The 21,906-nt window shown below is 71.1% G+C and carries 18 protein-coding genes and 2 pseudogenes; 7 read left to right on the top strand and 13 right to left on the bottom strand.

Going from position 1 to position 21,906, the window contains the following annotated elements; translation table 11 throughout:
• The first annotated feature begins 151 nt into the window (after positions 1-151).
• The gene (locus D4740_RS05330; protein ID WP_119835885.1) at positions 152-1,333 is read left to right on the top strand and encodes an MFS transporter; all 1,182 of its coding nucleotides are present in this window, start codon (positions 152-154) and stop codon (positions 1,331-1,333) included.
• Here D4740_RS05330 and D4740_RS05325 read toward each other — a convergent pair.
• The 3 genes and pseudogenes from D4740_RS05325 to D4740_RS13515 all read right to left on the bottom strand — a co-directional run.
• Positions 1,238-2,152, bottom strand: a complete 915-nt coding sequence (locus tag D4740_RS05325) for a molybdenum cofactor guanylyltransferase (protein WP_119835884.1) — start codon at positions 2,150-2,152, stop codon at positions 1,238-1,240. The two genes, D4740_RS05330 and D4740_RS05325, sit on opposite strands and share 96 nt — an antisense overlap.
• Before the next feature lie 73 nt (positions 2,153-2,225).
• Positions 2,226-2,747, bottom strand: a pseudogene (gene moaC, locus D4740_RS05320) (cyclic pyranopterin monophosphate synthase MoaC); the annotation flags it as partial.
• 984 nt (positions 2,748-3,731) lie between these two features.
• Positions 3,732-4,457, bottom strand: a pseudogene (locus D4740_RS13515) (molybdopterin molybdotransferase MoeA); the annotation flags it as partial.
• 274 nt (positions 4,458-4,731) lie between these two features.
• Between D4740_RS13515 and D4740_RS05310 the strand changes: the two are divergent.
• Positions 4,732-5,208 (top strand): molybdenum cofactor biosynthesis protein MoaE, encoded by a 477-nt coding sequence (locus D4740_RS05310; RefSeq protein WP_182911345.1) that lies wholly within the window; start codon positions 4,732-4,734, stop codon positions 5,206-5,208.
• A 37-nt stretch (positions 5,209-5,245) separates the two neighbouring features.
• On the opposite strand, the gene D4740_RS05305 is transcribed toward D4740_RS05310, so the two are convergent.
• The 4 genes from D4740_RS05305 to D4740_RS05290 form a co-directional block, all read right to left on the bottom strand.
• Positions 5,246-5,494, bottom strand: a complete 249-nt coding sequence (locus tag D4740_RS05305; protein ID WP_259390685.1) for a carboxymuconolactone decarboxylase family protein — start codon at positions 5,492-5,494, stop codon at positions 5,246-5,248.
• A gap of 111 nt (positions 5,495-5,605) precedes the next feature.
• Positions 5,606-5,893 carry a MoaD/ThiS family protein gene (locus D4740_RS05300; RefSeq protein WP_119835881.1) on the bottom strand — a complete coding sequence of 96 codons (288 nt, stop codon included), beginning with the start codon at positions 5,891-5,893 and terminating at the stop codon, positions 5,606-5,608.
• A gap of 157 nt (positions 5,894-6,050) precedes the next feature.
• Positions 6,051-7,238 (bottom strand): GTP 3',8-cyclase MoaA, encoded by a 1,188-nt coding sequence (gene moaA, locus D4740_RS05295; protein WP_119835880.1) that lies wholly within the window; start codon positions 7,236-7,238, stop codon positions 6,051-6,053.
• 4 nt (positions 7,239-7,242) lie between these two features.
• Positions 7,243-7,545 (bottom strand): DUF2249 domain-containing protein, encoded by a 303-nt coding sequence (locus D4740_RS05290; protein ID WP_119835879.1) that lies wholly within the window; start codon positions 7,543-7,545, stop codon positions 7,243-7,245.
• Positions 7,546-7,725: 180 nt separating this feature from the next.
• Between D4740_RS05290 and D4740_RS05285 the strand changes: the two genes are divergently transcribed.
• A complete protein-coding gene (locus D4740_RS05285) occupies positions 7,726-9,003 on the top strand; it encodes a hypothetical protein (protein WP_259390669.1) in 1,278 nt (425 codons plus the stop codon).
• A 48-nt stretch (positions 9,004-9,051) separates the two neighbouring features.
• Positions 9,052-10,785 carry a multicopper oxidase domain-containing protein gene (locus D4740_RS05280; protein ID WP_119835878.1) on the top strand — a complete coding sequence of 578 codons (1,734 nt, stop codon included), beginning with the start codon at positions 9,052-9,054 and terminating at the stop codon, positions 10,783-10,785.
• A 134-nt stretch (positions 10,786-10,919) separates the two neighbouring features.
• Here the strand turns inward: D4740_RS05280 and D4740_RS05275 are convergent, their stop codons facing one another.
• The 5 genes from D4740_RS05275 to D4740_RS05255 all read right to left on the bottom strand — a co-directional run bounded on the left by D4740_RS05275 (position 10,920) and on the right by D4740_RS05255 (position 17,600).
• Complete coding sequence (locus D4740_RS05275) at positions 10,920-11,654, bottom strand: metalloregulator ArsR/SmtB family transcription factor (RefSeq protein WP_119835877.1); 735 nt, start codon at positions 11,652-11,654, stop codon at positions 10,920-10,922.
• A gap of 516 nt (positions 11,655-12,170) precedes the next feature.
• A complete protein-coding gene (rsgA, locus tag D4740_RS05270; protein ID WP_119835876.1) occupies positions 12,171-13,265 on the bottom strand; it encodes a ribosome small subunit-dependent GTPase A in 1,095 nt (364 codons plus the stop codon).
• Positions 13,265-14,818 carry a 3-phosphoshikimate 1-carboxyvinyltransferase gene (gene aroA, locus D4740_RS05265; protein WP_119835875.1) on the bottom strand — a complete coding sequence of 518 codons (1,554 nt, stop codon included), beginning with the start codon at positions 14,816-14,818 and terminating at the stop codon, positions 13,265-13,267. The genes rsgA and aroA overlap by 1 nt, the downstream gene beginning before the upstream one ends.
• A gap of 4 nt (positions 14,819-14,822) precedes the next feature.
• The gene (locus D4740_RS05260; protein WP_310732069.1) at positions 14,823-17,051 is read right to left on the bottom strand and encodes an NADP-dependent isocitrate dehydrogenase; all 2,229 of its coding nucleotides are present in this window, start codon (positions 17,049-17,051) and stop codon (positions 14,823-14,825) included.
• A 69-nt stretch (positions 17,052-17,120) separates the two neighbouring features.
• Positions 17,121-17,600 carry a DoxX family membrane protein gene (locus D4740_RS05255; RefSeq protein WP_119835874.1) on the bottom strand — a complete coding sequence of 160 codons (480 nt, stop codon included), beginning with the start codon at positions 17,598-17,600 and terminating at the stop codon, positions 17,121-17,123.
• A gap of 1,839 nt (positions 17,601-19,439) precedes the next feature.
• Here D4740_RS05255 and D4740_RS05250 point away from each other — a divergent pair.
• The 3 genes from D4740_RS05250 to D4740_RS13510 are packed head-to-tail and all read left to right on the top strand — an operon-like array spanning position 19,440 to position 20,755.
• Positions 19,440-20,126: a sigma-70 family RNA polymerase sigma factor gene (locus D4740_RS05250; RefSeq protein WP_119835949.1), complete on the top strand. Its 687-nt coding sequence runs from the start codon at positions 19,440-19,442 to the stop codon at positions 20,124-20,126.
• Positions 20,123-20,653 (top strand): mycothiol system anti-sigma-R factor, encoded by a 531-nt coding sequence (rsrA, locus tag D4740_RS05245; protein ID WP_119835873.1) that lies wholly within the window; start codon positions 20,123-20,125, stop codon positions 20,651-20,653. Before D4740_RS05250 ends, rsrA begins: the two co-directional genes overlap by 4 nt.
• A 27-nt stretch (positions 20,654-20,680) precedes the next feature.
• A complete protein-coding gene (locus D4740_RS13510) occupies positions 20,681-20,755 on the top strand; it encodes a 50S ribosomal protein bL37 (RefSeq protein ID WP_396027229.1) in 75 nt (24 codons plus the stop codon).
• Between the two features lie 179 nt (positions 20,756-20,934).
• Here the strand turns inward: D4740_RS13510 and D4740_RS05240 are convergent, their stop codons facing one another.
• Positions 20,935-21,906, bottom strand: a complete 972-nt coding sequence (locus tag D4740_RS05240) for a carbohydrate ABC transporter permease (protein ID WP_119835872.1) — start codon at positions 21,904-21,906, stop codon at positions 20,935-20,937.

The following is a 21,906-nucleotide window of genomic DNA, read 5'->3' as shown; positions in this document are numbered from 1 at the left end:
GCGGCTACTGAAAGCAATGACCGTCATCGCTACTAGTTGCAGATGACACGACGCGGTCCTGGAGCCTGTTGAGCTCCGGTGACCCCGACGCGCGGGCCGCGCACAGACCAATACGGAGTCCCTTCTACAGACCAATACGGAGTCCCTTCTCATGAAGAGTCATAATCCTGCCCTGGAACTACAGGGCACCTCTGCCACCAGCGCGCTTGTCGTGGGGTCGATAGCCCTGTTCACGGACATGCTCGTGGTAGGCCTTGCCGTCCCGGTGCTCCCGCTGCTGCCCTCGGTGCTGGACGCCGGCCCGGCAGCCACAGGAGTCCTGTTCGCCTCCTACGCCGTGGCGATGGTCATGGCGACCTTTGCCGCCGGACGCGCCGTGGACCGCTACGGCCCCAGGAGCCCGCTACTGGTCGGCCTTGTCGGACTGGCGGCCGCCACCCTGCTCTTTGCCGTAGGCGGCCCTTACTGGCTCCTCCTCGTCGCACGGTTCTGCCAGGGGATCGCGGGGGGAATGTCCTGGGTCGCCTCGCTGTCCCTGATCGCGGCCACAACTCCCATGGACAGGCGCGGCCAGGCCATGGGGACCGCGCTGTCGACAATCACCCTCGGTGTCCTCGTCGGCCCGGTCCTGGCCGGGTTCATGGTGGACCACCTCAGTACCGCCTCCCCCTTCCTGCTCGCGGCCTGCGTGGCCTGCCTGGACGGGGTGCTGCGCGTCGTCCTGGTCAAGGACTCCCCACGCGTGAGCGACGACGCCGCAGGTCCGCTCGCCGTCCTGAGAGTCCCCGGCTCTGTGCCAGTCACGGTGGCCATCCTCGTGGGGGCCGCGGTCCTGTCCAGCCTGGAACCGGTTCTCCCCGTCCACCTCGGCACCAGCGCCCTCAGCGTCGGCCTGCTGTTCGCCCTGGCCTCGCTGGCCGGAGTCATCGCCAACCCGGTGGTCGGCTCCTGCGTCGGCACGGTGTCCGCCCGGCTGCTGACCGCGCTTGGACTGGCTGCCGTGGTTGCTGCGCTTGTCACCGTCGGTGTCGCCACCGAGCTGTGGCTCACAGGCGTGGGGATGGTCTTTCTGGGCCTGTCCTCCGCACTCCTCCTCGTCCCTGCCACGGCGCTGGTCGTTGACCAGGGCTACGCCGCAAGACCGCCGACGCTTGGCGGCTCCTTCGCCCTGTACAACCTCGCCTACGCTGGCGGGATGGCTGTCGGCCCGCTGCTCACCGGCTTCGGAGTACAGCGGCTAGGTTTTACGCCGGCCCTCGTGGCTGCCGCGGTCGCGCTCGCGGTCCTGGGCGGCGCCTCTGTGTCCAGGCTGCCCTCGGGCCTCACGCGGTGACGTCTGCTGGTCCCAGGCGCGGACTTCCTCCCAGGTGTCCAGGTCGTGGGCGGCCCGGGGGTGCCGCCTCAGCGGCACGGCCCGGACGTCCATCCTGCCCAGGGCGCGGCGCACGGCCGTGTCCCGCAGCGCCGTCCCGCCCGGGGCGACGGCCTGCTCCAGCGCACCGGTGTGGTAGACCCCCAGGAGGTACTGGACGTAGCCGTCCTGGAGCGCGCACGCGCCCTGAGCAGCTGCCTGCGGCCGACCGGGCTCGTCGGCGGTGCCGTCGGGGCTGGTCGCGGTCTCCGTGCAGGCGCGGAGGAGCTCGGGCAGCGCCCGCCAGCCCTGTGGCGCGTCACAGGTGAGGACGGCGGTCAGCGGCGCTGGTCCGCCCGGTCCGGTTGCGGGCAGGTCCGCGCAGGTCCTTGCTGCCTGGTGGCCCTTGTCAGCCCGGGGTGGTCGTGCGCGGCTCAGCCTGGCCAGGCCCGCGGCGACGCCGGCCACCGGGCCACCCAGGGGAGGGTCCTCCAGGGCACGCAGCACGCCCTGAGGCAGGGCCACCGTCTGCGGGGCGACGACGCACACCAGTCCCATCGGCACACCGTCGTGGCGCAGCTGGTCCAGGCCGCGCAGGACGTGGTCGAGCAGGCGGGCGCCTCGTGCCACGACGTCGGGCTTGGAGGCCCCGCCCAGGCGCCGCCCCGTGCCCCCGGCCAGGACCACGGCGTCGAGCGTGGGAGCGCTCCCGAGGCAGCCGACGGCCTCACTCCCGACCTGTGTGCCGACAGCCTGCGGAGGGACCCCGGGCTGGCGCCCGGTAGGCTCAGGACCTGCCACAGTGCCTGTCCTGCTTTTCCTGGCTGATCCGGCTGCTGCCAGTGTCTTCTGTGTCCTGTGTGCCGCCGGTGTCGTCCGCGCTGGCGGGACGGCTCCAGTCTCCTGAGCGGCCCCCGGACTTGGCCACGACCCTGGCGTCGCGCAGCGCCACGTCGCGGTCCACGCCCTTGACCATGTCCACCACCGCCAGCCCGGCCACGGTGACGGCGGTCAGGGCCTCCATCTCCACCCCCGTACGGTCGGCAGTGCGTACCGTGGCCTCCACGCGGACCCCCTCCTTGATGACCTCCAGGTCCACCTGGCAGCCGTGGACCCCGATGACATGGGCCAGGGGGAGCAGGTCGGGCACCTTCTTGGCGGCGGCGATCCCGGCCACGCGGGCCACGGCCAGCACGTCACCCTTGGGGACGCTGCCCGTGCGCAGCGCCTGGACCACCGGCGCCGAGCAGGTCACGAGGGCGGTGGCCCGGGCCTGCCGGACGCTGGGCGCCTTACCGGTGACGTCAACCATGCGTGCCGCGCCTGCCTCGTCCAGGTGGGTGAGGACGACCTGCCGACTGCCCCGGGGGTCCTGACTGCCCTCAGGACTGGGGATGTCGGCGTGGGGTGCCAGGCTGCCGCCCTGGGGCACTGCTCCGGGTGGCGTGGGGGCAGGTGGCACGCTGTCGGCCTGGTTCCGGGGCAGGTCTGCACGGGTAGGGGCGGCAGGAGTCGGCAGGGGTAGGAGCTCCAGCTCGTCACCCACGGCGACCTCGGTGACCCCGGCGGCGTCGGCCTCCACCACCGCCAGCGCCTGGGCGGCGGGCAACGAGGCGACCAGGTGGGAGCCCGACCCCAGCCTGTGGGTGGGCGCGACCCAGGCCGTCCCGCTCGTTGCGGTGGTCTGCCGCGTGTCTGCCCAGCCAGCCTGCTCCGGTCGGCGCGCCCGGTCAGGGGTGGTCTCCCGCGGCGGTGAGGACGCTGCAGCCGGGGGTGGCGCCACCAGCCGCACCGGGACGTACTGGCGCCGACCCCGCGGTGTCGTCCAGCTGGTGGCCGCCCGCGCCCGTCCTGGCAGGGCCGTGACACGGGCGGCACCAGCCCGCGTGCCCGGGGGGTCGGCGGGCTCGGAGGCTGCTCCGTGGCCTGCCGGGCCGGGGGCGGCGCTGTCACCTGGTGGCAGGCTGTCCCACTCTGCGGGTCGGCCGCTGTCGTAGCCCCCCAGCCGGGCCAGGACCGGGACCACTAGCGTGGTGAAGGAGACTAGGACGCTGACGGGGTTGCCCGGCAGGCACACCAGTGGCACCTCCCGGCCGTCCTCAGCGCGCACCCACCCGTGCCCCTGCGGCTTGCCCGGCTGCATCGCCACCGCGCTGCGGCGTAGGCGCACTGGGGCCGGGGCTGGCGGAACCAGGTCGGTCTCCAGGCGGCTCGGGGGAGGGCTACCTGGGGTCGGCCCTGCGGGGGCCGACCCGTCCGCCGCCGGGCCGCTGCGGCCTGCCCCCGTAGTGTCCGGCGCACTGTCCAGGGTACTCAGGGGGTCGAAGGCCCCGGCGGAGACGCCGCCGGAGGTGACCACCAGGTCCGCGTGGCACGCGACGCGGCGCAGGTGGCCGACCAGCTCCTCGGCGTCGTCGCCGCTACGGGTGGTACTGGTGCACCGGGCGCCGTGCTCGGCCACCAGACCCTCTAGCAGCAGCCCGTTGGAGTCAGGCACCGTGCCCGCAGCCAGCTCCCGACCGACGTCGCACAGCTCGGCTCCGGTGGAGACCACGGCGACACGCACCTGCGGGACCACGCTGACGCTGCCCAGGCCAACCGAGGCCAGGGCGGCCACCCCGGTCGCGGACAGGACGGTGCCCGCTGCCAGCACCGGGGCCCCAGTGGTGACATCCTCCCCGGCCTGGCGCACGTTGGCACCTGCAGCCACGGCTGCGCGGATCTCCACCGCCCCGGGCAGAGGGCGGGGACCGGGGGCCTGGTCGGTGTCCTCTACCCTGACCACCGCGTCCGCGCCGTCGGGCAGCACGGCACCGGTCATGATCCGCTGGGCGGTCCCGGGCTCCAGGGGCGGGGGTACGGTACCCGCCGGGACGTCGCCCGCGACCGGCAGCCGCACGGGGGAGCCTGCCCGGGCGCCAACGGTGTCACCGGCGCGTACCGCGTAGCCGTCCATGGCGGAGTTCCTCCACGGCGGCACCGGGAGCCGGGCCGTGACGTCGCGGGCCAGGACGCGCCCGTGGGCACGGTGCAGCGCCACCTCCACAGGCGCCAGGGGGGTGAGGTCCTCCAGCACCTGTGCCAGGTACTCCTCGGGGGCGAGCATCGGCATACGGGCCTCCTTCCGTGAGGGCTCGCGCGGAGGCTCCGCGCAGGTGAGGGTTGGACGCGGCGTCATTGTCCCCCCGGTTGTCCCCCGGCGCGGCCGCGGCGGGGGGCTGCGGCGGCCGCCGCTGGTTCCTCTGGTCCTCCCCGAGGTCTCCCCACGCTCTCCCCGCCCCGCAGGACAGCCTCCCGGCCCGCAGGCCGGGGTGGTGCCAGCGGGTAGCCTTGGGGCTGCTGCCAGGCAGGGGCAGGACGGGAGGCGATGGAGGATCGTGATGACCGCTTGCGAGCAGAGCCCTGGGCCGTGTGCCGCCGCACCCGGTGGGAGCCGGGCGCGCGTGGTGCGAGCCGAGGTCACCACGGCTCCAGTCAGTGTCACCGACCTGGCGGACCTGGTTGAGGACCCCGCCGCCGGAGCCCTCGTCACCTTCACCGGTGTGATACGCAACCACGACGGCGGCCGCGGGGTCACCGGGATCCACTACGCCTGCCACCCCACGGCCGGGGACGTCATCGCCCGGATCGCCACCGAGGCAGGGGTGCGCCACAGCGTGCGCGCCCTGGCGGTCGTCCACCGTGTCGGGGACCTGGTGGTGGGTGACACCGCGCTCGCCGTGGCAGTCAGCGCCGACCACCGCGGACCCGCCTTCGCGGCCCTCAGCGAGCTGGTCGAGGAGGTCAAGAGGAGCCTCCCGGTGTGGAAGCACCAGCGCTTCGCCGACGGGACCGCCCAGTGGAGCAACCTGGGCTGAGGAGGCAGGACAGTCAGGACAGTACTGTGGCTTATTACTACCCTCGACAACCTGGGCTGTCCGCGGCCGCTGAGGGAACCTCCTGCTCGGCCAGCACTGCCCGCAGCTGGGTGAGGGCGTTAAGAGCCGCGGGGAAGTCGGCATAGACGGCCATCTGGATGATGATCTCGATGAGTTCCCCGGTGTTTCCGTCAACGTTGAGGTAGCCCTGCATGTGAATATGCAGCTGCGGTGCACACGTACCCAGAGCAGTACAGGCGGCGACGGTGACAAGTTCACGGCGCAGCCAGCCGTAGTGCTGGAGCAGCTGCGGGTAACGACTGCCGCAGCCAGCGCCCTAAAGATGTGCAGCAACAGGGCGAGGGGCCTGGCTGCCTCCACCGTGACAAGCGGCGGCTCACCCGCCCGCAAAGGGAGGCAGGACGTCAACGGCGTCCCCGTCCGCCAGGGGCGTGAGCGCGTCCGCAGGGGTGGACAGGGAGTTGACCAGGTAGCTGGACACCGAGACCACCTGCGCCATAGCCAGGCTCCTGCCAGCCAGCGCCTCGCGCAGCCCGGCCAGGGTCGTTCCAGCGGGGACCTCCAGGTGCTCCTCCATGCACCCGGCCGCGTCGGCGGCTGCTGCGAAGTAGCGCAGCGTCAGGGTGACAGCGTCGGCAGCAGGGTCAGAAGAGGGGGTGGTCATCAGGGCTCCGTAGGGTGAGACGTCGTGGGTCGTGACATCCTAGCCGCGGCACAGGATCAGCACTCAGAGCCCGGGGAAGAAGCCGCGTCTCCAGGCCTGAGACTCCGCCAGCGGACGGGAGAGGGTCTGCCAGTCAGGTTGCCTGTCCACCGGGCGGCTACCCGCCGATAGCCGACATGGTCCGCAGCGGGCGGGCAAAGCCTCCTGACCTGTCACTGGTCCCTGTCCTGCGGCCGGTCCCTGCCTCGGTCGTGTCGGGCGTGCTGGAGGTGCCGTCCGCTGCCGGGCTCACCGTGTCTGACCCATGAGCCCTCGGCTTGAGCCACATGGCGCCTGCCCAGATACGGATCAGCTCGTCGTCGTCGGCGCCGGCGCGTAGCGGGCCACGCAGGTCGGTCTCCTGGGAGGAGAACAGGCACGGCATGACCCTGCCGTCGGCCGTGACCCGGGTGCGGTCGCAGTCCTGGCAGAAGGGCGCGGTGACAGAGGCGATGATCCCTACGTCCCCCGCCGGGTGGCCCGCCCCTGCGGCCACGTGCCACAGGGCGGCCGGACGGCTCCCTGGGCGCCCCTGCTCGGTCAGCTCGAATCCTGCTCCGCGCAGGGCTGCCAGGACCTCCTCCGCGCTGACGACGCCGTCTGCCCGCCAGGAGCCCTGCGGCCCCAGCGGCATATGCTCGATGAACCGCAGCTGCCACCCTCGGCGCAGGCACTCGCGCAGCAGCCGGGGCGCCTGCTCCTCCACGGTGCCTGGCAGCGCCACTGCGTTGACCTTGAGTGGGGACAGCCCGGCGGCCTGTGCCGCCTCGGCCCCAGCCAGGACGTCGTCCAGCCGGTCCCGGCGGGTCAGCTCGGCGTAGCCCCGGGGGTCCAGGGTGTCAATGGAGATGTTGACCCGGTCCAGACCAGCCTGCCTCAGGGCGGCGGCACGTCGGTGCAGGCCCAGCCCGTTAGTGGTCAGGGCGATGTCGGGCCTGGTCCCTCGGCTGGTCCGCAGTCCGGATAGTGCCCCCACGATGGCCTCCAGGTCGCGGCGCATGAGGGGCTCGCCCCCGGTCAGACGGATCCGTTCCACTCCCAGGCGCTCCACGGCCAGCTGCCCCAGACGGGTGATCTCCTCCGTGGTCAGCAGGAGCGGGCCGGGCAGCCAGTCCAGGCCCTCGGCAGGCATGCAGTAGGTGCACCGTAGGTTGCAGCGGTCGGTGACCGACAGCCTCAGGTCGCGCACCGTGCGCCCGTAGCGGTCGGTCAGGCGCTCCGGCACGCCGTCAGGCAGGAGGGGGCGTGGACGCACGACGGGCACGGGCAGCGCGACCCGGGATGCCGCCACCCGGTGGTGCGCCATCCTGTCAGGCTGTGCGCAGGATCTCGACGCGGGCATAGCCCTCGCTCTGCTCCAGCACCGTGTACTGGAAGGTGACAGGTAGCTCGTCAAGCTGGTTGAGCAGCGGGGTGGGCATGTGTGGGGCGATGAGGTCGAAGCCCTCGCCCACCTGCAGGGAGGAGGCGGCGCCGATGACGGCGGGGTGGCGCAGCCGGTGCGGGATCGCACGCACGTCCAGAGCCAGGCGCTCGGCGTGCTCCGCGCACCCGCAGGAGTTGCCTGAGGAGGTGGTCTCGGTGACGGGGATGAGGTTGGGAGGCTGGCTCATGGCGGTGTTCTCTCCTTGCTGCGTGCGGCCGCCTTGTGTGGCGGCACTCGCGAGCCTACTCCCGGTCCGGGGCGGAGGGGACCCGGGCCCAGGTGCGCGCGAGCCGTCCCAGGTCGGGACGGTCCTCACGCCTGTGTCTGACGATTGCGCGCACGGGCAGGCGCCCACTACGGTAAGGCGGTGAACGTCGCAGGGGTGTCGGCAGGGCGGCCCGGAGGCGCCAGGCGCAGTGCTGGGGCCTCTCGCCGTACCACCCAGGTACGTCGCAACGCTGTCGTCGTGGCCTGGCTGGTCACCGCTGCCGCCCTCACCGGGCTCACTGTCATCGGCCCGCTGGCCCGGCTGGGGACCTGGCTGCCGCTGCACGCCCTGCTCCTGGGCGGGATCGGTTCGGCGATCACCACCTGGTCCGCCCACTTTGCCGACACTCTCCTGCACCGCCCTGCCCTGGGCGGCGCCGCCTTGCTGGACGCGCGCCTGTGCGCCCACACTGTTGGCACGGTCGTGGTCCTGACTGGCGTGACCATCGGCCGGGCTGAGGTCACCGTGGTCGGGGTCGCCGTCATCATGGCTCAGGCCCTGACCGGGGTGGTGGCTATCGGGGTGCAGTACCGCCGCGCCGTCGCCGCGAGGATGGCCCCCCTGGCTATGCACTACGCCGTGGCCCTGGTGCTCCTGGCCCTTGGGGCCGCTCTGGGATACCTCACCTCCTGGGCCGACACCACGGGCAGGGCAGACCTGGCCGACGTCTTCTACCTGGCACACACCACCACCATGGTCCTGGGGTTTGTCGGGACCACCGTGCTGGGCACCTTGACGGTGCTGTGGCCCACTATGCTGCGCACCAGGATGGAGCCGGAGGCAGCCCGCTGGGCGCACCGCGGCCTGCCGTTCCTGGTGGTGGGGACGGTGCTGATGGCTGGTTGCGGGGCGTGGCGGCCGCTGGCACTGTCCGGTGTCCTGGTCTACGTTGCCGGGGCCTGCGGGGTGGTGGTCCCCGCATTCAAGACGGCGCTGCGCGTCCCCCCGACCTCCTTTGCCACCGCCTCGGCGGCGGCAGCGATCTCCTGGCTGCTAGGGTGCATCGGCTTCATCGGTCTGGGGACCTACCTGGCCGACGACCTCGCTGCCGCCCGCGAGACCATCCACGTGGTCCGCCTGGCCCTGGGCGCAGGCTTCGCCCTCCAGGTCCTGGTGGCCGCCCTGAGCTACCTCACCCCGGTCATGCTCGGCGGCGGCCCCGCGATGGCGCGGAGGACCAACGCAGTCATGAACCGCTTCGCCTCCTACCGGGTCACGGCGGCTAACACAGGCCTCCTGCTGGCGGTGGTCGCCCTCCTCCCCTGGGAGGTGCGCCTGGCTGGTGGCGTCCTGGCAGGAGCGGTCACCGCCTACCTGCTCGCTGGGATGGGCCGGTGCCTGTGGCTGGTAGCGGGGCGAGGCTCTCGTAGGAATTAGGGGGAGGCTGACCGTGAGGCCCGACACTACCCAGGACAGGAGCTGACCATGACGCATCGCAGCTCACCGGCCGTCGACAGTCCCGGTGATCCTCAGCATCCGCAGGACGAGACGCAGCCGGGGCTGCCCACGCCCGCGTCCGACGAGGTGGCGCCGGACGAGCCTGAGCAGGCTGTAGCGTCGCCGGACGACGGGGCGTCGCAGGAGGGCGAGGGCGGCCCCGCTGACTCTGACGGTCCTGACGCCCCGGCCCGTCGCAGTGCGGTCACGGCGGGGACTCTCCCCGCTGTGGGCAGGGGAGCCCGCCTGTCTGCCCGGGCGGCAGGCTCCGGCAAGGACTCGGCGGCCGGTGCCGGGGGGCGTCGTGGTGAGCACGGTGCGGGGTCCTCCGGCCGACGTGGTGCTCTGCTCGGTCTGCTGACGGCCTGTGCCGCCGTCGCAGCAGGAGGCGCGGCAGCGGTCTACCGCTCCCGCCGCGCCAGCAGCCCGGGCCGCGACGGCAGCGCACCTGTCTCTGCGAGGAGCTCCACGGGCAACACGGTGGAGGCTACCGTCGCCGTGGAGGGGATGCGCTTCGTCCCCGATACGGTTGACGTGGCAGCAGGGGACCGTCTCCTCATCACCCTGGACAACACCGGGGATATGGTCCACGACCTGGTCCTGGAGACCGGGGCCACGACCGGGCGGGTACCTGCTGGCCAGTCCGCCGTCCTGGACGCCGGGGTCATCACCTCCGACACGCAGGGGTGGTGCTCTGTCGCCGGCCACCGGGCGCAGGGCATGGTATTTCATGTCACAGTAGGATCTTCCGCAGCCGCTCCCGACGCCTCTGACTCCCAGGACAGCAGCCAGGCCCCGGGCGTCGGCGCAGAGCCCGACGCCGTCGCGGATTACGAGGCCGACCTGCCTGAGGACTTCACCGCCTTCGACGCCGTCCTGCCCGCAGCGCCCGCAGACCCTGCGGGGCCGGTGACCCACCGGCACACCTTCACCGTGACTGAGAAGGTCATGGCGGTCGGCGGCGGCGTCACCCAGGCGCGCATGACCTTCAACGGCCAGGTTCCCGGCCCCGTGCTGCGCGGCGGCGTTGGCGACACCTTTGAGATCACCCTGGTCAACGACGGCACGATGAGCCACTCTATCGACTTCCACGCCGGGATCACCCCACCCGACGACGCCATGCGCTCCATCGCCCCCGGGGAGTCCCTGGTCTACACCTTCACCGCGCAGCACTCGGGCATATGGCTCTACCACTGCTCGACGGCTCCCATGAGCCTGCACCTGGCCTCCGGAATGCACGGCGTCGTCATCATCGACCCGCCCGGTCTGGGGCAGGTGGACCGTGAGTTCGTCATCGTCCAGTCCGAGCTGTACCTGGGGCCGGAGGGGGGAGAGACCAGCAGTGCCAAGGTCTCCGCCAAGACCCCGGACCTTATGTCCTTCAACGGGGTGGCCTTCCAGTACACCCACCAGCCTCTTCAGGCCAGGGTCGGACAGCGGCTGCGCTTCTGGGTGCTTGACGCCGGACCGTCCCTGCCCAGCTCCTTCCACATTGTCGGGCTCCAGTTCGACCAGGTGTTCCTTGAGGGCGCGTGGACGCTCGGTGGTCCCAGCCGCATCGGTGCCCAGTGGGCCGCAGGCTCCCAGGCCCTGGGGCTGCACCCGGCCCAGGGAGGGTTCGTGGAGTGTGTTCCCGCCGAGCCGGGCCACTATGTGATGGTCACCCACTCCTTCGCAGACATGGAGAAGGGGGCCAGGGGTGTGCTGCACGTAACCGAGTAGCCGGTGGTGTCTCCCTGGCAGTCCTCATGGGGGAGGGCAGGCGCCGCGGCGCCTGCCCTCCCCCATGACCGGTCCAGCCGGTGTCATCGTGTGTGGTCAGTATCTGTGGAGAGCCTGGTGCTCCGGTCGAGCGCTCAGGCCTCAGCGTTCTTGGCCGCGAGCACGTTGGCCCGCAGGTGGCAGCCGTCCCCGGCGAAGGGAATGACGCGGATCCGCTCCGGCACGGTGTTGGGGTCCCTGTCGGAGGGCTCGTCGTCCAGGTCGGCCACGGCGCGAAGGAAGCCCTCATGCATGGTGCACAGGAGGGAGTGAGGCGTGTGGCCCTGGGTCACCAGCGGACAGGAGCGCAGCACGATGTCGTCACCGTTGACCTCCGGGGCGAAGCCCATCATGGCCAGGTGAGGCAGGAGCGCGGTCATGCGCTCCTTGACGGTGTTGCCTGCTGCGGTGGCCGTCTCCAGGACCACAGGAGTGTGCTCGGCCCAGAGCCTGCCGATCTCCAGTGCCATGGCGCGGGCGTCCTCCCGGCTGTCGAGAGTCTGGGCGATGGAGTCCAGGAGGTGCACGTAGGACTCGACAACCTGACGCGGGTCCGGGGCTGTGGAGGAGTAGCGCAGGGCGGGCCGTCCCCGCTTGCCCGTGGGGCGTGTGGACACGGCGATGAAGCCGGCGGCAGCGAGCGCGTCGAGATGCTCGCGGACCGTGTTGTGGTGGAGGTTGAGGGCGTCCGCGATCTGGACCGCGGTCATGGGCTCGGCAGAGGCCTCGACGATCTCAAGAACGCGCCGACGCGCGGCGGACAGGTCGGCGCGCGCGGACAGGTCGTTGAGTGCCGGGCGGGGCAGCGATGTCAGACTGCTGTTGTGCATGGCAGGAGAATAACGCGCCTTTGGTTGTGGAAACGACCAAAGAGACTTAGTAGCTGAACCTTGCAATGGACCTGTTATTCCTATGCAGGTACGTTGCGGGGTATGGCGGACGCTCCCGTGAAGGCCGCTTTTCTCTGGTATCGCTGGGCAAGATGGGAGTGTAGTCGCCTCTCCCAAGGGTGGTTGCCCATCGGCTCGATGGTGCTGAGGGCCGTCTAACTGTGACACAGGGGGAGTAGTGATTTTTGACACGCAATGGCGTGGTGTGGGACGGAAGGCCTGGGAATGAGGTGTATGGGGAGCTGGTCGACGACCCGTCGTCGACACGGTGGTCGGCCTGGTGCCCGCCCGTGTCCCGACGTATCCAGGGCCGGGCCTCGCAGCTGCTGGAGGGGCGCGGGTACTGGAAGGCTGCTGCGGTCCCGGGGGATACCGGGCGCCGGGCTGGTGTCCTGCAGTCGGCGCCCAGGCTGATCCGGGCTTGCCCGGGTCTTAGGAGGCGGGCGCTAGGACGTGCTAGGACCTCGTCGGGTCCTGCGCCTGGAGGGAGGGCACCAGCAGACGACGGAAGGAGCCCACGCGGAAGCGGCGCTGCACCGCTGTCGCTGGCTTGGGTACCTCGTCGCAGGCCGGGGGTAGCGCCGACGCGGTCGGCTCCTGGGACGCCCAGGTGTCCAGGGCGCAGTCCCGGGCGCCTTCCAGGTGCGTGCAGCCGCGCGGGCACTGCTGTGCTGCTGCTGCCAGATCGGGGAAGGCGCGAAGCAGGTCGTCGGCCTCGACGTGCGAGACCCCGAAGGAGCGCACCCCCGGGGTGTCGATGACCCACCCGCCTCCCGGCAGCTCCAGGGCCTGCAGGCTTGTAGAGGTGTGGCGTCCCCGCCCGGTCACCTCGTTGACGTCTCCGGTGGCCCGGCCCGCGCCAGGCACCAGGGCGTTGACCAGGGTGGACTTGCCGACCCCTGAGTGCCCGGCCAGGACCGAGACCCGCCCGGCCAGGGCCTGGCGCACCGCCCCCACGCCCCCGTCGGGGTACAGGTGCGTGGTCAGCGTGGTGAGCCCAAGTGGGTGGTAGGTGTCCAGCAAGGGGCTGGGGTCTGCCAGGTCTGTCTTGGTCAGGACCAGGAGCGGCTCCATGTCGGCCTCGTAGGCGGCCACGAGGTAGCGGTCGATCATGCGAGGACGCGGCTGCGGGCGAGCCACGGAGACAACGACCACCAGCAGGTCGGCGTTGGCTACCACGGGACGCTCGCTGCCCGCGGCCTCCCCGTCCTCGGTGCTGCGACGCAGAAGGGTGCGGCGCTCCTCCACCCGGACCATGCGAGCCAGGCTGCCCGCCCGCCCGGACACGTCACCGACCACGGCCACACGGTCGCCGACCACCACCTTGCCCCGCCCCAGCTCGCGAGCCTTCATCGCCGTCACGTCTCCGCTGCCGTCCAGGGTCAGACCGCGCTCTTCCAGGCGGATGCGGTAGTGCCCCCGGTCGATGCGGGTGACCATGCCCAGGTGGGCGTCGGCGTGCGCGGGGCGCTGCTTGGTGCGTGGGCGCGAGCCCCTGCCCGGGCGCACACGCACCCGAGGGTCGTCAGTACCGGTGTCCCTGCGCGCCATCAGTCCTGGGCGTCCCGGGCAGTCCTGGCACCGGCGCCACCCGTGTCCCGGTGCCCCTCGCCGCGAGGCTCCCCCTGGTCCCTGCGGTGCCCCTCACAGCCTCTATGGCCTGTGCTGTCGAGCATGGCTTGCCACATCCCGGCAAAGCCCGGCAGGGTCTTGGAGGTGCACTCCACGTCGTCAACCTCTACGCCCGGCACGGCCAGGCCCACGACGGCGGCAAAGGTCGCCATCCGGTGGTCGGCGTAGCTGTGCAGCCGGGCGGCGTGCAGGCGGGCGGGGCGGATGACCAGGCCGTCGTCCGTCTCCTGGGCGTCACCCCCCAGGCGGCGGATCTCGGTGGCAAGGGCGGCCAGACGGTCCGTCTCGTGGCCGCGCAGGTGGGCGATGCCGGTGAGCCTGCTGCCGCGCCCCTGGTGGGCGGCCACCGCAGCCAGCGCGGCGACTGTGGGAGCCAGCTCCCCCACGTCGTAGAGGTCGGCGTCGATGCCGTGTACCTGCCCGCTCCCGTGCACGGAGAGCACAGGGAGCACTTGACCGCCGACGGGGCTGGCGGCCAGGGCGACGCTGCCGCCCATGCGTGGCAGCAGGGTGCGCCAGGCGTCTCCAGCCTGGGTGGTCGACGACGGCCAGCCCAGCACCCGCACCGTGCCACCCGCTACGAGGGCGGCGGCCAGGAAGGGGCCCGCGTTGGACAGGTCCGGCTCGATGGAGAGCCTGCCGCCGACGGGCCGCCCGGGGAGGACTCGCCAGGTCGCCCCCGGGCCGGGCGTGTCCGGCTCCTCCACCGTCACGCCACGCTGCCGCAGCGACTCCACCGTCATCCGCACGTGCGCCATGGAGGGGACGCTCCCTGTGGTGGTGACCTCCAGCCCACCGGGTAGCAGGGGTGCCACCAGGAGCAGGGCGGAGAGGAGCTGGGAGGAGCTGGAGGCGTCCACCTTCACCCGGTGAGGCTGCCCGAGGGCCGGGCTGGGCCTACCCGTCCCGGGGCGCAGGAGGCGGTCGGCGTCCGGCTTTATGCGCACCGGCAGGAACCCCGGACGTCCCAGGTAGGTGACCGTGGCCCCTAGGGTGGACAGGACCTCCAGGAGAGGCGCCATCGGGCGCAAGCGCGCTGCCGGGTCCCCGTCGAGCACGACCGGGGCGTCGGCCAGCACAGCCAGGGCCGGGACGAACCGCATGACCGTGCCTGCCAGGCCGCAGTCCACGCTCCCCCCGGGTGCTACGTGGAGCGGCAGGGACGACGGCGTGACCCGCAGGCGGGTGCCAGCGCCCGTGTCAGCCGTTGCGGGGAGTGCCTCGGCGTCGGTGGCAGTGGCATCAGCGACCTCGGTGATGCCGGCACCCAGGGTGCGCAGGGCGCCAGTCATGAGGTCGGTGTCACGCGAGCGCAGCACACCGGTCAATGTGGTGGGCTCGCGGGCCGCTGCGGCGAGCACGAGGGCCCGCGCGGTCAGCGACTTTGAGCCGGGCAGACTCACAGTCGCGTCCAGCAGCCCGGAGGCGGTGGGGGCAGGCCACCAGGAGCTGGCCTCGGGGAGTGTCTCCATCGTGTCAGAGCGCGTCGACAATAGCGTTGAGCGTCGTGCTGGGGCGCATGACCGCGTCGGCGGCCTGGGGACCGGGGCGATAGTAGCCTCCGATGTCGGCAGGTGAGCCCTGGACGGCTACGAGTTCGGCCTGGATCGTCTCGATGTCGGCCTCCAGCCGGGCGGCTACGGGGGCGAAGACCTCAGCCAGGGTGGTGTCGGCAGCCTGGGCGGCCAGCTCGCGCGCCCAGTACAGGGCCAGCCAGGCGTGGGAGCCCCTGTTGTCGGTACCTCCCAGGTGGCGCGACGGCGAGCGGCCCTCCTCCAGCAGCGTGGTCGTGGCCGTGTCCAGGGCGTCAGCCAGCACCGTGGCCCGGGGGCTCCCGCCGACCTCGGCCACGTGGCGCAGAGCCTCGGCCAGGGCCAGGAACTCGCCCAGGGAGTCCCAGCGCAGGTAGTTCTCCTCCAGCAGCTGGCGTACGTGCCTGGGGGCCGAGCCACCTGCGCCCGTCTCGTAGAGGCCGCCGCCGTTCATCAGCGGCACTACCGAGAGCATCTTGGCGCTGGTACCCAGCTCCAGGATGGGGAACAGGTCGGTGAGGTAGTCGCGTAGCACGTTGCCGGTTACCGAGATGGTGTCCTCGCCGCGCCGGGCACGTTCCAGTGACAGGCGTGTGGCTGCCACCGGGTCCAGGACCCGTACGTCCAGGCCCTGGGTGTCCTCCTGGGCCAGGTAGCGCTCCACCAGGTCGGCTAGGACGGCGTCGTGGCTGCGGGCGGGGTCCAGCCAGAACACGGCAGGCGCGCCGGTGGCCCGGGCGCGGGCCACAGCCAGGCGTACCCAGTCGCGTACGGGGGCGTCCTGGGTGGTGCAGGCCCGCCAGATGTCACCGGCGGCCACCTCGTGGGACAGCAGCACGGTACCGGCGGGGGAGCCGGTTCCCTCCGCGACCACCACCTCCACGGTGCCGGGCCGGTCGATGAGGAAGGTCTTGTCGTGGGAGCCGTACTCCTCGGCCTTGCGGGCCATGAGGCCGACGTTGGGCACTGAGCCCATGGTGGTCGGGTCCAGGGCGCCGTTGGCCTTGCAGTCCTCGATGACGGCGGCGTAGACACCGGCATAGGAGGAGTCGGGAATGACGGCCAGGGTGTCGTCCGGCTGCCCGTCCGGTCCCCACAGGCGCCCCCCGTTCCTGATCATGGCGGGCATGGAGGCGTCGACGATGACGTCGCTGGGCACGTGCAGGTTGGTCACCCCGCGGTCGGAGTCCACCATGGAGATCCGCGGGCCGGCGGCAAGCTCTGCCTCGACGGCGGAGCGGATCTCCTCGCCCTGGGGGAGGGTGTTCAGGCCGGTCAGGACGGCTGCCAGGCCGTCCTCAGCGCGCAGCCCTGCCGCCGCCAGCACCTCCCCGTAGGCGGCGAACACGCCGGGCAGCGCCGCGCGCACGGCGTGGCCGAAGATGAGGGGGTCGGACACCTTCATCATGGTGGCCTTGAGGTGGAGGGACAGGAGCACGTCGTCGTCCTTGGCGGCGGTGACCTGCCGGGCCAGAAAGTCGTCCAGGGCGGTGGCTGACATGAAAGTGGCGTCCAGGACCTCCCCGGCGGTCACCGGCAGGGGCTCGCGCAGCACCACCGGCTCTCCGCCGTCGGCCGGGCGCAGGCGGATCACTACGGCCCCTGCCTCGGGCACGACCACGGTGCGCTCGTTGTGGCGGAAGTCTCCGGAGTCCATGGTGGCCACGCGGGTCCGTGAGTCGGGGGACCAGGCCCCCATGGAGTGGGGGTGGGAGCGGGCGTAGGCCTTGACCGCGGCCGGTGCCCGCCGGTCGGAGTTGCCCTCGCGCAGGACGGGGTTGACGGCGCTGCCCTTGACGGCGTCGTAGGCGGCGCGCGAGCGGTGCTGGGCTGCGGTAGCGGGGGAGTCCGGGTAGTCGGGGACGTCGTGGCCCTGGGCCTGGAGCTCGGCGATGGCGGCCTTGAGCTGGGGCAGGGACGCGGAGATGTTAGGGAGCTTGATGATGGTGGCCTGCGGGGAGCGGGTCAGGGCGCCCAGGGCTGCCAGGTCGTCATCAACCAGACCGAAGGCCGCCAGGATCCTCCCGGCCAGGGAGATGTCGGCCGTGTCCACCTCAATGCCGGCACGGCCCAGGAAGCCGCGCACGACAGGAAGGAGGGAGCGGGTCGCCAGCATGGGCGCCTCGTCGGTCAGGGTGTAGACGATACGCGGCTTGTCGGATGTCTCAGGCACAGGTACTCCCTCACGATTCGGGCGGGGCCTGCGAGGGCCCCATGTCTGGTCCAGTGTGGTGGGCAGAGACTAGCTGGTCTGCGTTGCCGCCCTGGCCGCCTTGCTCCGGTGGTGGGCGCTGCGCAGCCTCCAGGCCAGGGAGGGCTTCCCCTGGCGGTCCACAGTGGCTAGTACCAGGCCTGCACCCACGGCTGCCCCGCGCAGCAGCCCGGAGACGCTGTCCCTGCGCTCGGCCGGGTCGTGGGCCGTCCACACCGGGTAGTTGACCAGCGTCAGCGGAGTGTTGACCACCGCGAGGACGGCGGCACTGGTACGTGGTGCCCTGCCTGAGGCCAGCCCGAGGCCGGCTAGCAGGCTGGCTGCCCCCGACAGGCGGGTCAGCAGCCGGGTGTCGGAGGTCAGGAGGGGCGGGAGTCCGGCCCGCTCCAGGGTGGGGGCGACTTTCTCAAATTTCTCCACATGCCGTTGGGGACGGGTGACGGCGTCAATCCCGTCGGCGATGAAGGGGGCGGCAAGCATTGGTCGGACGAGGGCGCGTAGAAGGTTCATGACACCATCTTGACCCACCTGGCGGCTGTGGGCCAGGACTCAGGTGAGGTGCCGTGCCCCTGTAGTCTGGGGTAGCGGGACCCGCAGGGGCTGCCGTTTGCCCCAGGCACTCAGTACACCGGGTGGCTGGGACCTGCAGGGGCTGCTGGGCGGCAGCGGGCCGGATGCGATGCGGGCCAGGTGGGAGCAAGCCAGACGCGGTGCGGGTCGGGTGTGAGCGGGCCGGACGTGATGCGCAGAGCTCAGCGTGCTGCGGCGAGTCTGGTGCACGCTCCTGCGTGCGCGTTCTCGCCCCGGAGCGCTGTTCTCTCCCAGGAGCGCCAGCCTGGCAGACAGTTCAGGTCGGCTCCGACCCACGAATGCCCATCACGCCCAGCCAGCCACACCCCGTGCACACGCCTTGGGCCAGTGCGCCCGCCCTGGGTAGCCACCCACAATGGCACGCGCAGCACATCCCCCGCAGACCACACCAGGCTCGCCGGAGAACCCTTGCCGGAGACCGCTGGAGCCACGACAGCCCGCCCCCACCCCTGGCCCGGGTCCCGCCCCCACCCCTGGCCCGGGTTTTGCACGTCCGTCTGGTGGTGCGGTTGTGGGCAGCCAGGCGCCGGCTGCGGGCCTGGTGGCACGCTCACCTTTTTGGGCCCGAGGCGGAAACCGCCTGATTCCGCAGGTCCTGCCTTTGCATGTGACCTGAGGTCTGGGCTCCCATGTGCGTTGAGCACCTCAACGCACATGGGAACCGATCAGGCCAGCTGCCCTGACCCGCAAAACGGCGCGGTCCCGCGGACGCGAATAAAAATGGAGCAAGGTGAGCGTGCCATTCATGACTCTGGCAGCGTGGGCTCTTCCTGGGCGCTCACGCCTAGGCCTGGTGTGGTCGTTGATGCGGGGCTTAGCGCAGGAGTTGCGGTGCAGGGCTTGGTGCGGGTGCTGCCCCGCGGCTCCCTGATCCCTGACGGCTCCCTTTCCTGGCGGGCGGTTCGGCCGAGGCGCATGGCTGTTGGCGCGCGAGCGTGAGGCATGTCTCTGTATTGCCTGATTCCAGGCGGGTAGGAGCAGTGCAAGCCGTGCCTCACGGGGTCTTCCGCAGGGGCCTGCCGCGCGCGGACGCCCAGACGGGCTGGTTGTGGTCCGTGGAGATTGCTCTCATCCAGGCCCGTCGCGAGCGGACGCCCAGACTGGTGCGGGCCAGCCTCGCGGGGTTTGCCAGATGTTCGGGCGGGTTTGCGAGACTTTGCAGGGGCTGCCACGGACTCGGCTCCCGTTGGGGCGCTCTAGCCCGGCGTGACCTGTGCCCGCCTACCTGGCACGGATCCCGCAGAGGCAGACTTACTCACACGAACTACCCCGCCCCGATCTGAGAATATGGCAAACAGCACACTTCCGGGCCTCCTCTTGTGGACTGGCAGGCTGGGCGGCCCAGGCTCCTGCGGGCCCGGCTGCTGGGTGGTCGGCTTGTGGATGGTCTGGGCTGTGGCGGTGGGCGGGTTCCGGCCGCAAGGGATGGGCTGGCTGCTGGCAGGGTGTCAGCCTCCTCGGGTGAGCAGGCCCGGGCTGCCAGGAACGGGCTCCGCGCAGCCGGGTGAGCCTCGTCGTTGCTGTGGCAGTCCCCGTGGGACCTCGCGGCCCGGCCCGGGTGGGGTTGTGGCCTGGCCTCGCTGTGCCCTTACAGCCTGAGGTGAGCCGGGAATGAAACCGGTTTCCTCTCCTGTTGTCCTGGTCGTGACGCTTCTCAGTACGCTGTCGGCCCCTGGGGGTCTCGCCCGGGCGGCCAGGGAGCAAGACGCCGGCGCTGTCTACGGCAGCGCACACGCAGGCGGGCTAGGCTCGTGGGTGATGACGGAGACCGACGACCCTGCAGACACCACCCTGGACGAGGGACTGGACGAGGGGAGGAGCACGGAGGCGGCGGTGCCGCCTGGCCGTGCTCCCGCCGATGAGGACGACGAGGCCCGTGCCGCCCGCTTCGAGGCCGAGGCCCTGCCCTATCTGGACCAGCTCTACGGCGCTGCCCTGCGGATGACCCGCCACAGGGCTGACGCCGAGGACCTGGTCCAGGACACCTATGCCAAGGCTTTTGGCTCCTTCCACCAGTACCGGCCCGGCACCAACCTCAAAGCCTGGCTGTACCGGATCCTCACCAACACCTTCATCAACTCCTACCGCAAGAAGCAGCGTGAGCCGCTCCAGTCCGACGCCGACGCCGTGGAGGACTGGCAGCTGCACCGGGCTGCCTCCCACGACTCCGTCGGACTGCCCAGTGCCGAGAACCTAGCCCTGGAGGAGCTGCCTGACGAGGAGATCAAGGCTGCCTTGGGCGAGCTCAGCGAGGAGCGCCGTCTGGCCGTCTACCTGGCTGACGTGGAAGGCTTTGCCTACAAGGAGATAGCCGAGATCATGGACACACCGATCGGGACCGTCATGTCCCGCCTGTACCGGGGTCGGCGCCAGCTGCGTGGGCTGCTGGCCGACCATGCCCGCTCCCTGGGCTACATCACTTCGGACGGGGAGGAGGGGCAATGACACCTGACAGGTCCGACGACATGACGCCCGAACGTGGCGCTGATGCGACACCGGAGCCGCCTGACTGCTCCTGCAGCGAGGCGCGCGCCCATCTTGAGGCATTTCTGGACCAGGAGTGCTCCCAGGACCTGACTCACCGACTTGCTCAGCACGTGGCCGCCTGCGACCACTGCTCCCGCCTGGCGGACGCGCAGACCCACCTGCGTGCGATCCTGCGCTCGCGCTGCGCGGAGGAGGCTCCTCCCGAGCTGCGCGCCCGGGTCCTGGGGCGGCTGTCCCTGATCCGGGCGGCCAGTGCCACCGGTGACACCAGTGTTGCCAGTGTTACCGGCGTAACCAGCGTTACCAGCACTGTCAGGGACTCGGTGACCACTTCGGCCAGTATCACCAGTGTCAGCGCGTCCAGGGCCACCGGGGTCGCGGCCAGGGTCGTGGAGACTCGCTCCGCAGCCACGGGGCTGGTAGGCGGGTCGGTGATGTGGCAGGATTACCGCCGTTCCACGCCCCCCGGCGGGGCGGTGTTGTGAGCCAGCAGCAACTACGAGGAGGCAGGCATGAGCAAGCGCGGTCGTAAGCGTCGTGCACGGGCCAAGAGCGGTGCCAACCACGGCAAGCGTCCTAACACCTGAGCCGTGCCGCGCCTGTGCGCGTTACGGAGGACAGTGGGGGAGCCGACCAGCCACCGCGGTGGCTGGTCGGCTCCCCCACTGTCCGGGGACTGTCGGGAGTTACCGACGGCTGTTGGCGTTGCTGACGGGGACTGCTGGGGATGTCGGCCTGCTTGTAGGCTCTGGCTTCTTCCTGTCAGCTACTCCTTGACAGCCCCCTCGGTCAGGCCTCCCCTCCAGAAGCGCTGGAGCACCAGCATGAGGACGGCCAGGGGGATGACGCTGAGCAGCGCCCCGCCGACCGTGAGCTGGTAGAACTCGGGCAGCCGGTCGGTCTGGGACAGCCATGTGTTCAGGCCCAGGGTCACGGGGTAGAGGCGCTCGTCGGCCAGCATGATGAGCGGCAGGAAGTAGTTGTTCCAGATCGCGACGAACTGGAAGAGGAAGACAGTCACCAGGGCCGGTGCCATCTGCCGCAGCGCGATGCGATGGAAGATTGTCAGTTCGCCAGCCCCGTCTATCCGCCCGGCCTCGATGAGTGAGGTCGACACTGCGGCGTCGGCGTAGATCCGGCACAGGAACAGGCCGAAGGGGGAGACGACCGCCGGTATGAGGACGGCCAGGTAGGTGTTAGTGATCCCGATTCGAGAGAATACGAGGAACAGGGGCAGGGCCGTGGCTGTTCCCGGGACCAGGACCCCTCCCATGACCATCCCGAGCAGGAGGTTCCTGCCCCGGAACCTGTAGGTGGACAGCGCGTAGCCTGCTGCGGCCGCGATATAGGTGGCCAGCAGCGCCCCGGCCCCGGAGTAGAGCAGCGAGTTGAGGAACCAGCGGGGGAAGATCGAGTCGTTGGACGCCAGGACTAGCCGGATGTTCTCCCACAGGACGAAGGTGTCACCGAACCAGAAGCCGTTGGTGGCGAACAGGTCGTCACTAGTCTTTGTGGCGTTGACCACCACCCACAGCACCGGGATGAGGAAGTAGAGGGAGACCACCAGCAGGACACTGGTGACGAAGAAGGTGGTGGAGCCACGAGTGCCTGCTTGACGGTTGTGAGGGCTCCTGCTGCGTAGACGGGTGCCCACCGCGCGTGCGTGTGGGGCGGGCCCGCTGGTGTCCCGGCTGTCCGGCTCGTCCGGAGTAGTGCCCGGGGTCCTGCCTGGGGACAT

Source organism: Actinomyces sp. 2119 (assembly GCF_003591215.1).
In the GTDB taxonomy this organism is placed as follows: Bacteria; Actinomycetota; Actinomycetes; order Actinomycetales; family Actinomycetaceae; genus Actinomyces; species Actinomyces lilanjuaniae.
The sequence above is the reverse complement of the archived record's forward strand: the minus strand, read 5'-3'. Positions and strand labels throughout refer to the sequence as shown.

Excerpts from the sequence above, each read along its gene's own strand:
- D4740_RS05330 (WP_119835885.1), top strand. The coding sequence starts at position 152 with ATGAAGAGTCATAATCCTGCCCTGGAACTACAGGGCACCTCTGCCACC.
- D4740_RS05310 (WP_182911345.1), top strand. The coding sequence starts at position 4,732 with ATGACCGCTTGCGAGCAGAGCCCTGGGCCGTGTGCCGCCGCACCCGGT.
- D4740_RS05300 (WP_119835881.1), bottom strand. The coding sequence starts at position 5,893 with ATGACCACCCCCTCTTCTGACCCTGCTGCCGACGCTGTCACCCTGACG.
- moaA (WP_119835880.1), bottom strand. The coding sequence starts at position 7,238 with ATGGCGCACCACCGGGTGGCGGCATCCCGGGTCGCGCTGCCCGTGCCC.
- D4740_RS05290 (WP_119835879.1), bottom strand. The coding sequence starts at position 7,545 with ATGAGCCAGCCTCCCAACCTCATCCCCGTCACCGAGACCACCTCCTCA.
- D4740_RS05280 (WP_119835878.1), top strand. The coding sequence starts at position 9,052 with ATGACGCATCGCAGCTCACCGGCCGTCGACAGTCCCGGTGATCCTCAG.
- D4740_RS05275 (WP_119835877.1), bottom strand. The coding sequence starts at position 11,654 with ATGCACAACAGCAGTCTGACATCGCTGCCCCGCCCGGCACTCAACGAC.
- rsgA (WP_119835876.1), bottom strand. The coding sequence starts at position 13,265 with ATGGCGCGCAGGGACACCGGTACTGACGACCCTCGGGTGCGTGTGCGC.
- aroA (WP_119835875.1), bottom strand. The coding sequence starts at position 14,818 with ATGGAGACACTCCCCGAGGCCAGCTCCTGGTGGCCTGCCCCCACCGCC.
- D4740_RS05255 (WP_119835874.1), bottom strand. The coding sequence starts at position 17,600 with ATGAACCTTCTACGCGCCCTCGTCCGACCAATGCTTGCCGCCCCCTTC.
- D4740_RS05250 (WP_119835949.1), top strand. The coding sequence starts at position 19,440 with ATGACGGAGACCGACGACCCTGCAGACACCACCCTGGACGAGGGACTG.
- rsrA (WP_119835873.1), top strand. The coding sequence starts at position 20,123 with ATGACACCTGACAGGTCCGACGACATGACGCCCGAACGTGGCGCTGAT.
- D4740_RS05240 (WP_119835872.1), bottom strand. The coding sequence starts at position 21,906 with ATGTCCCCAGGCAGGACCCCGGGCACTACTCCGGACGAGCCGGACAGC.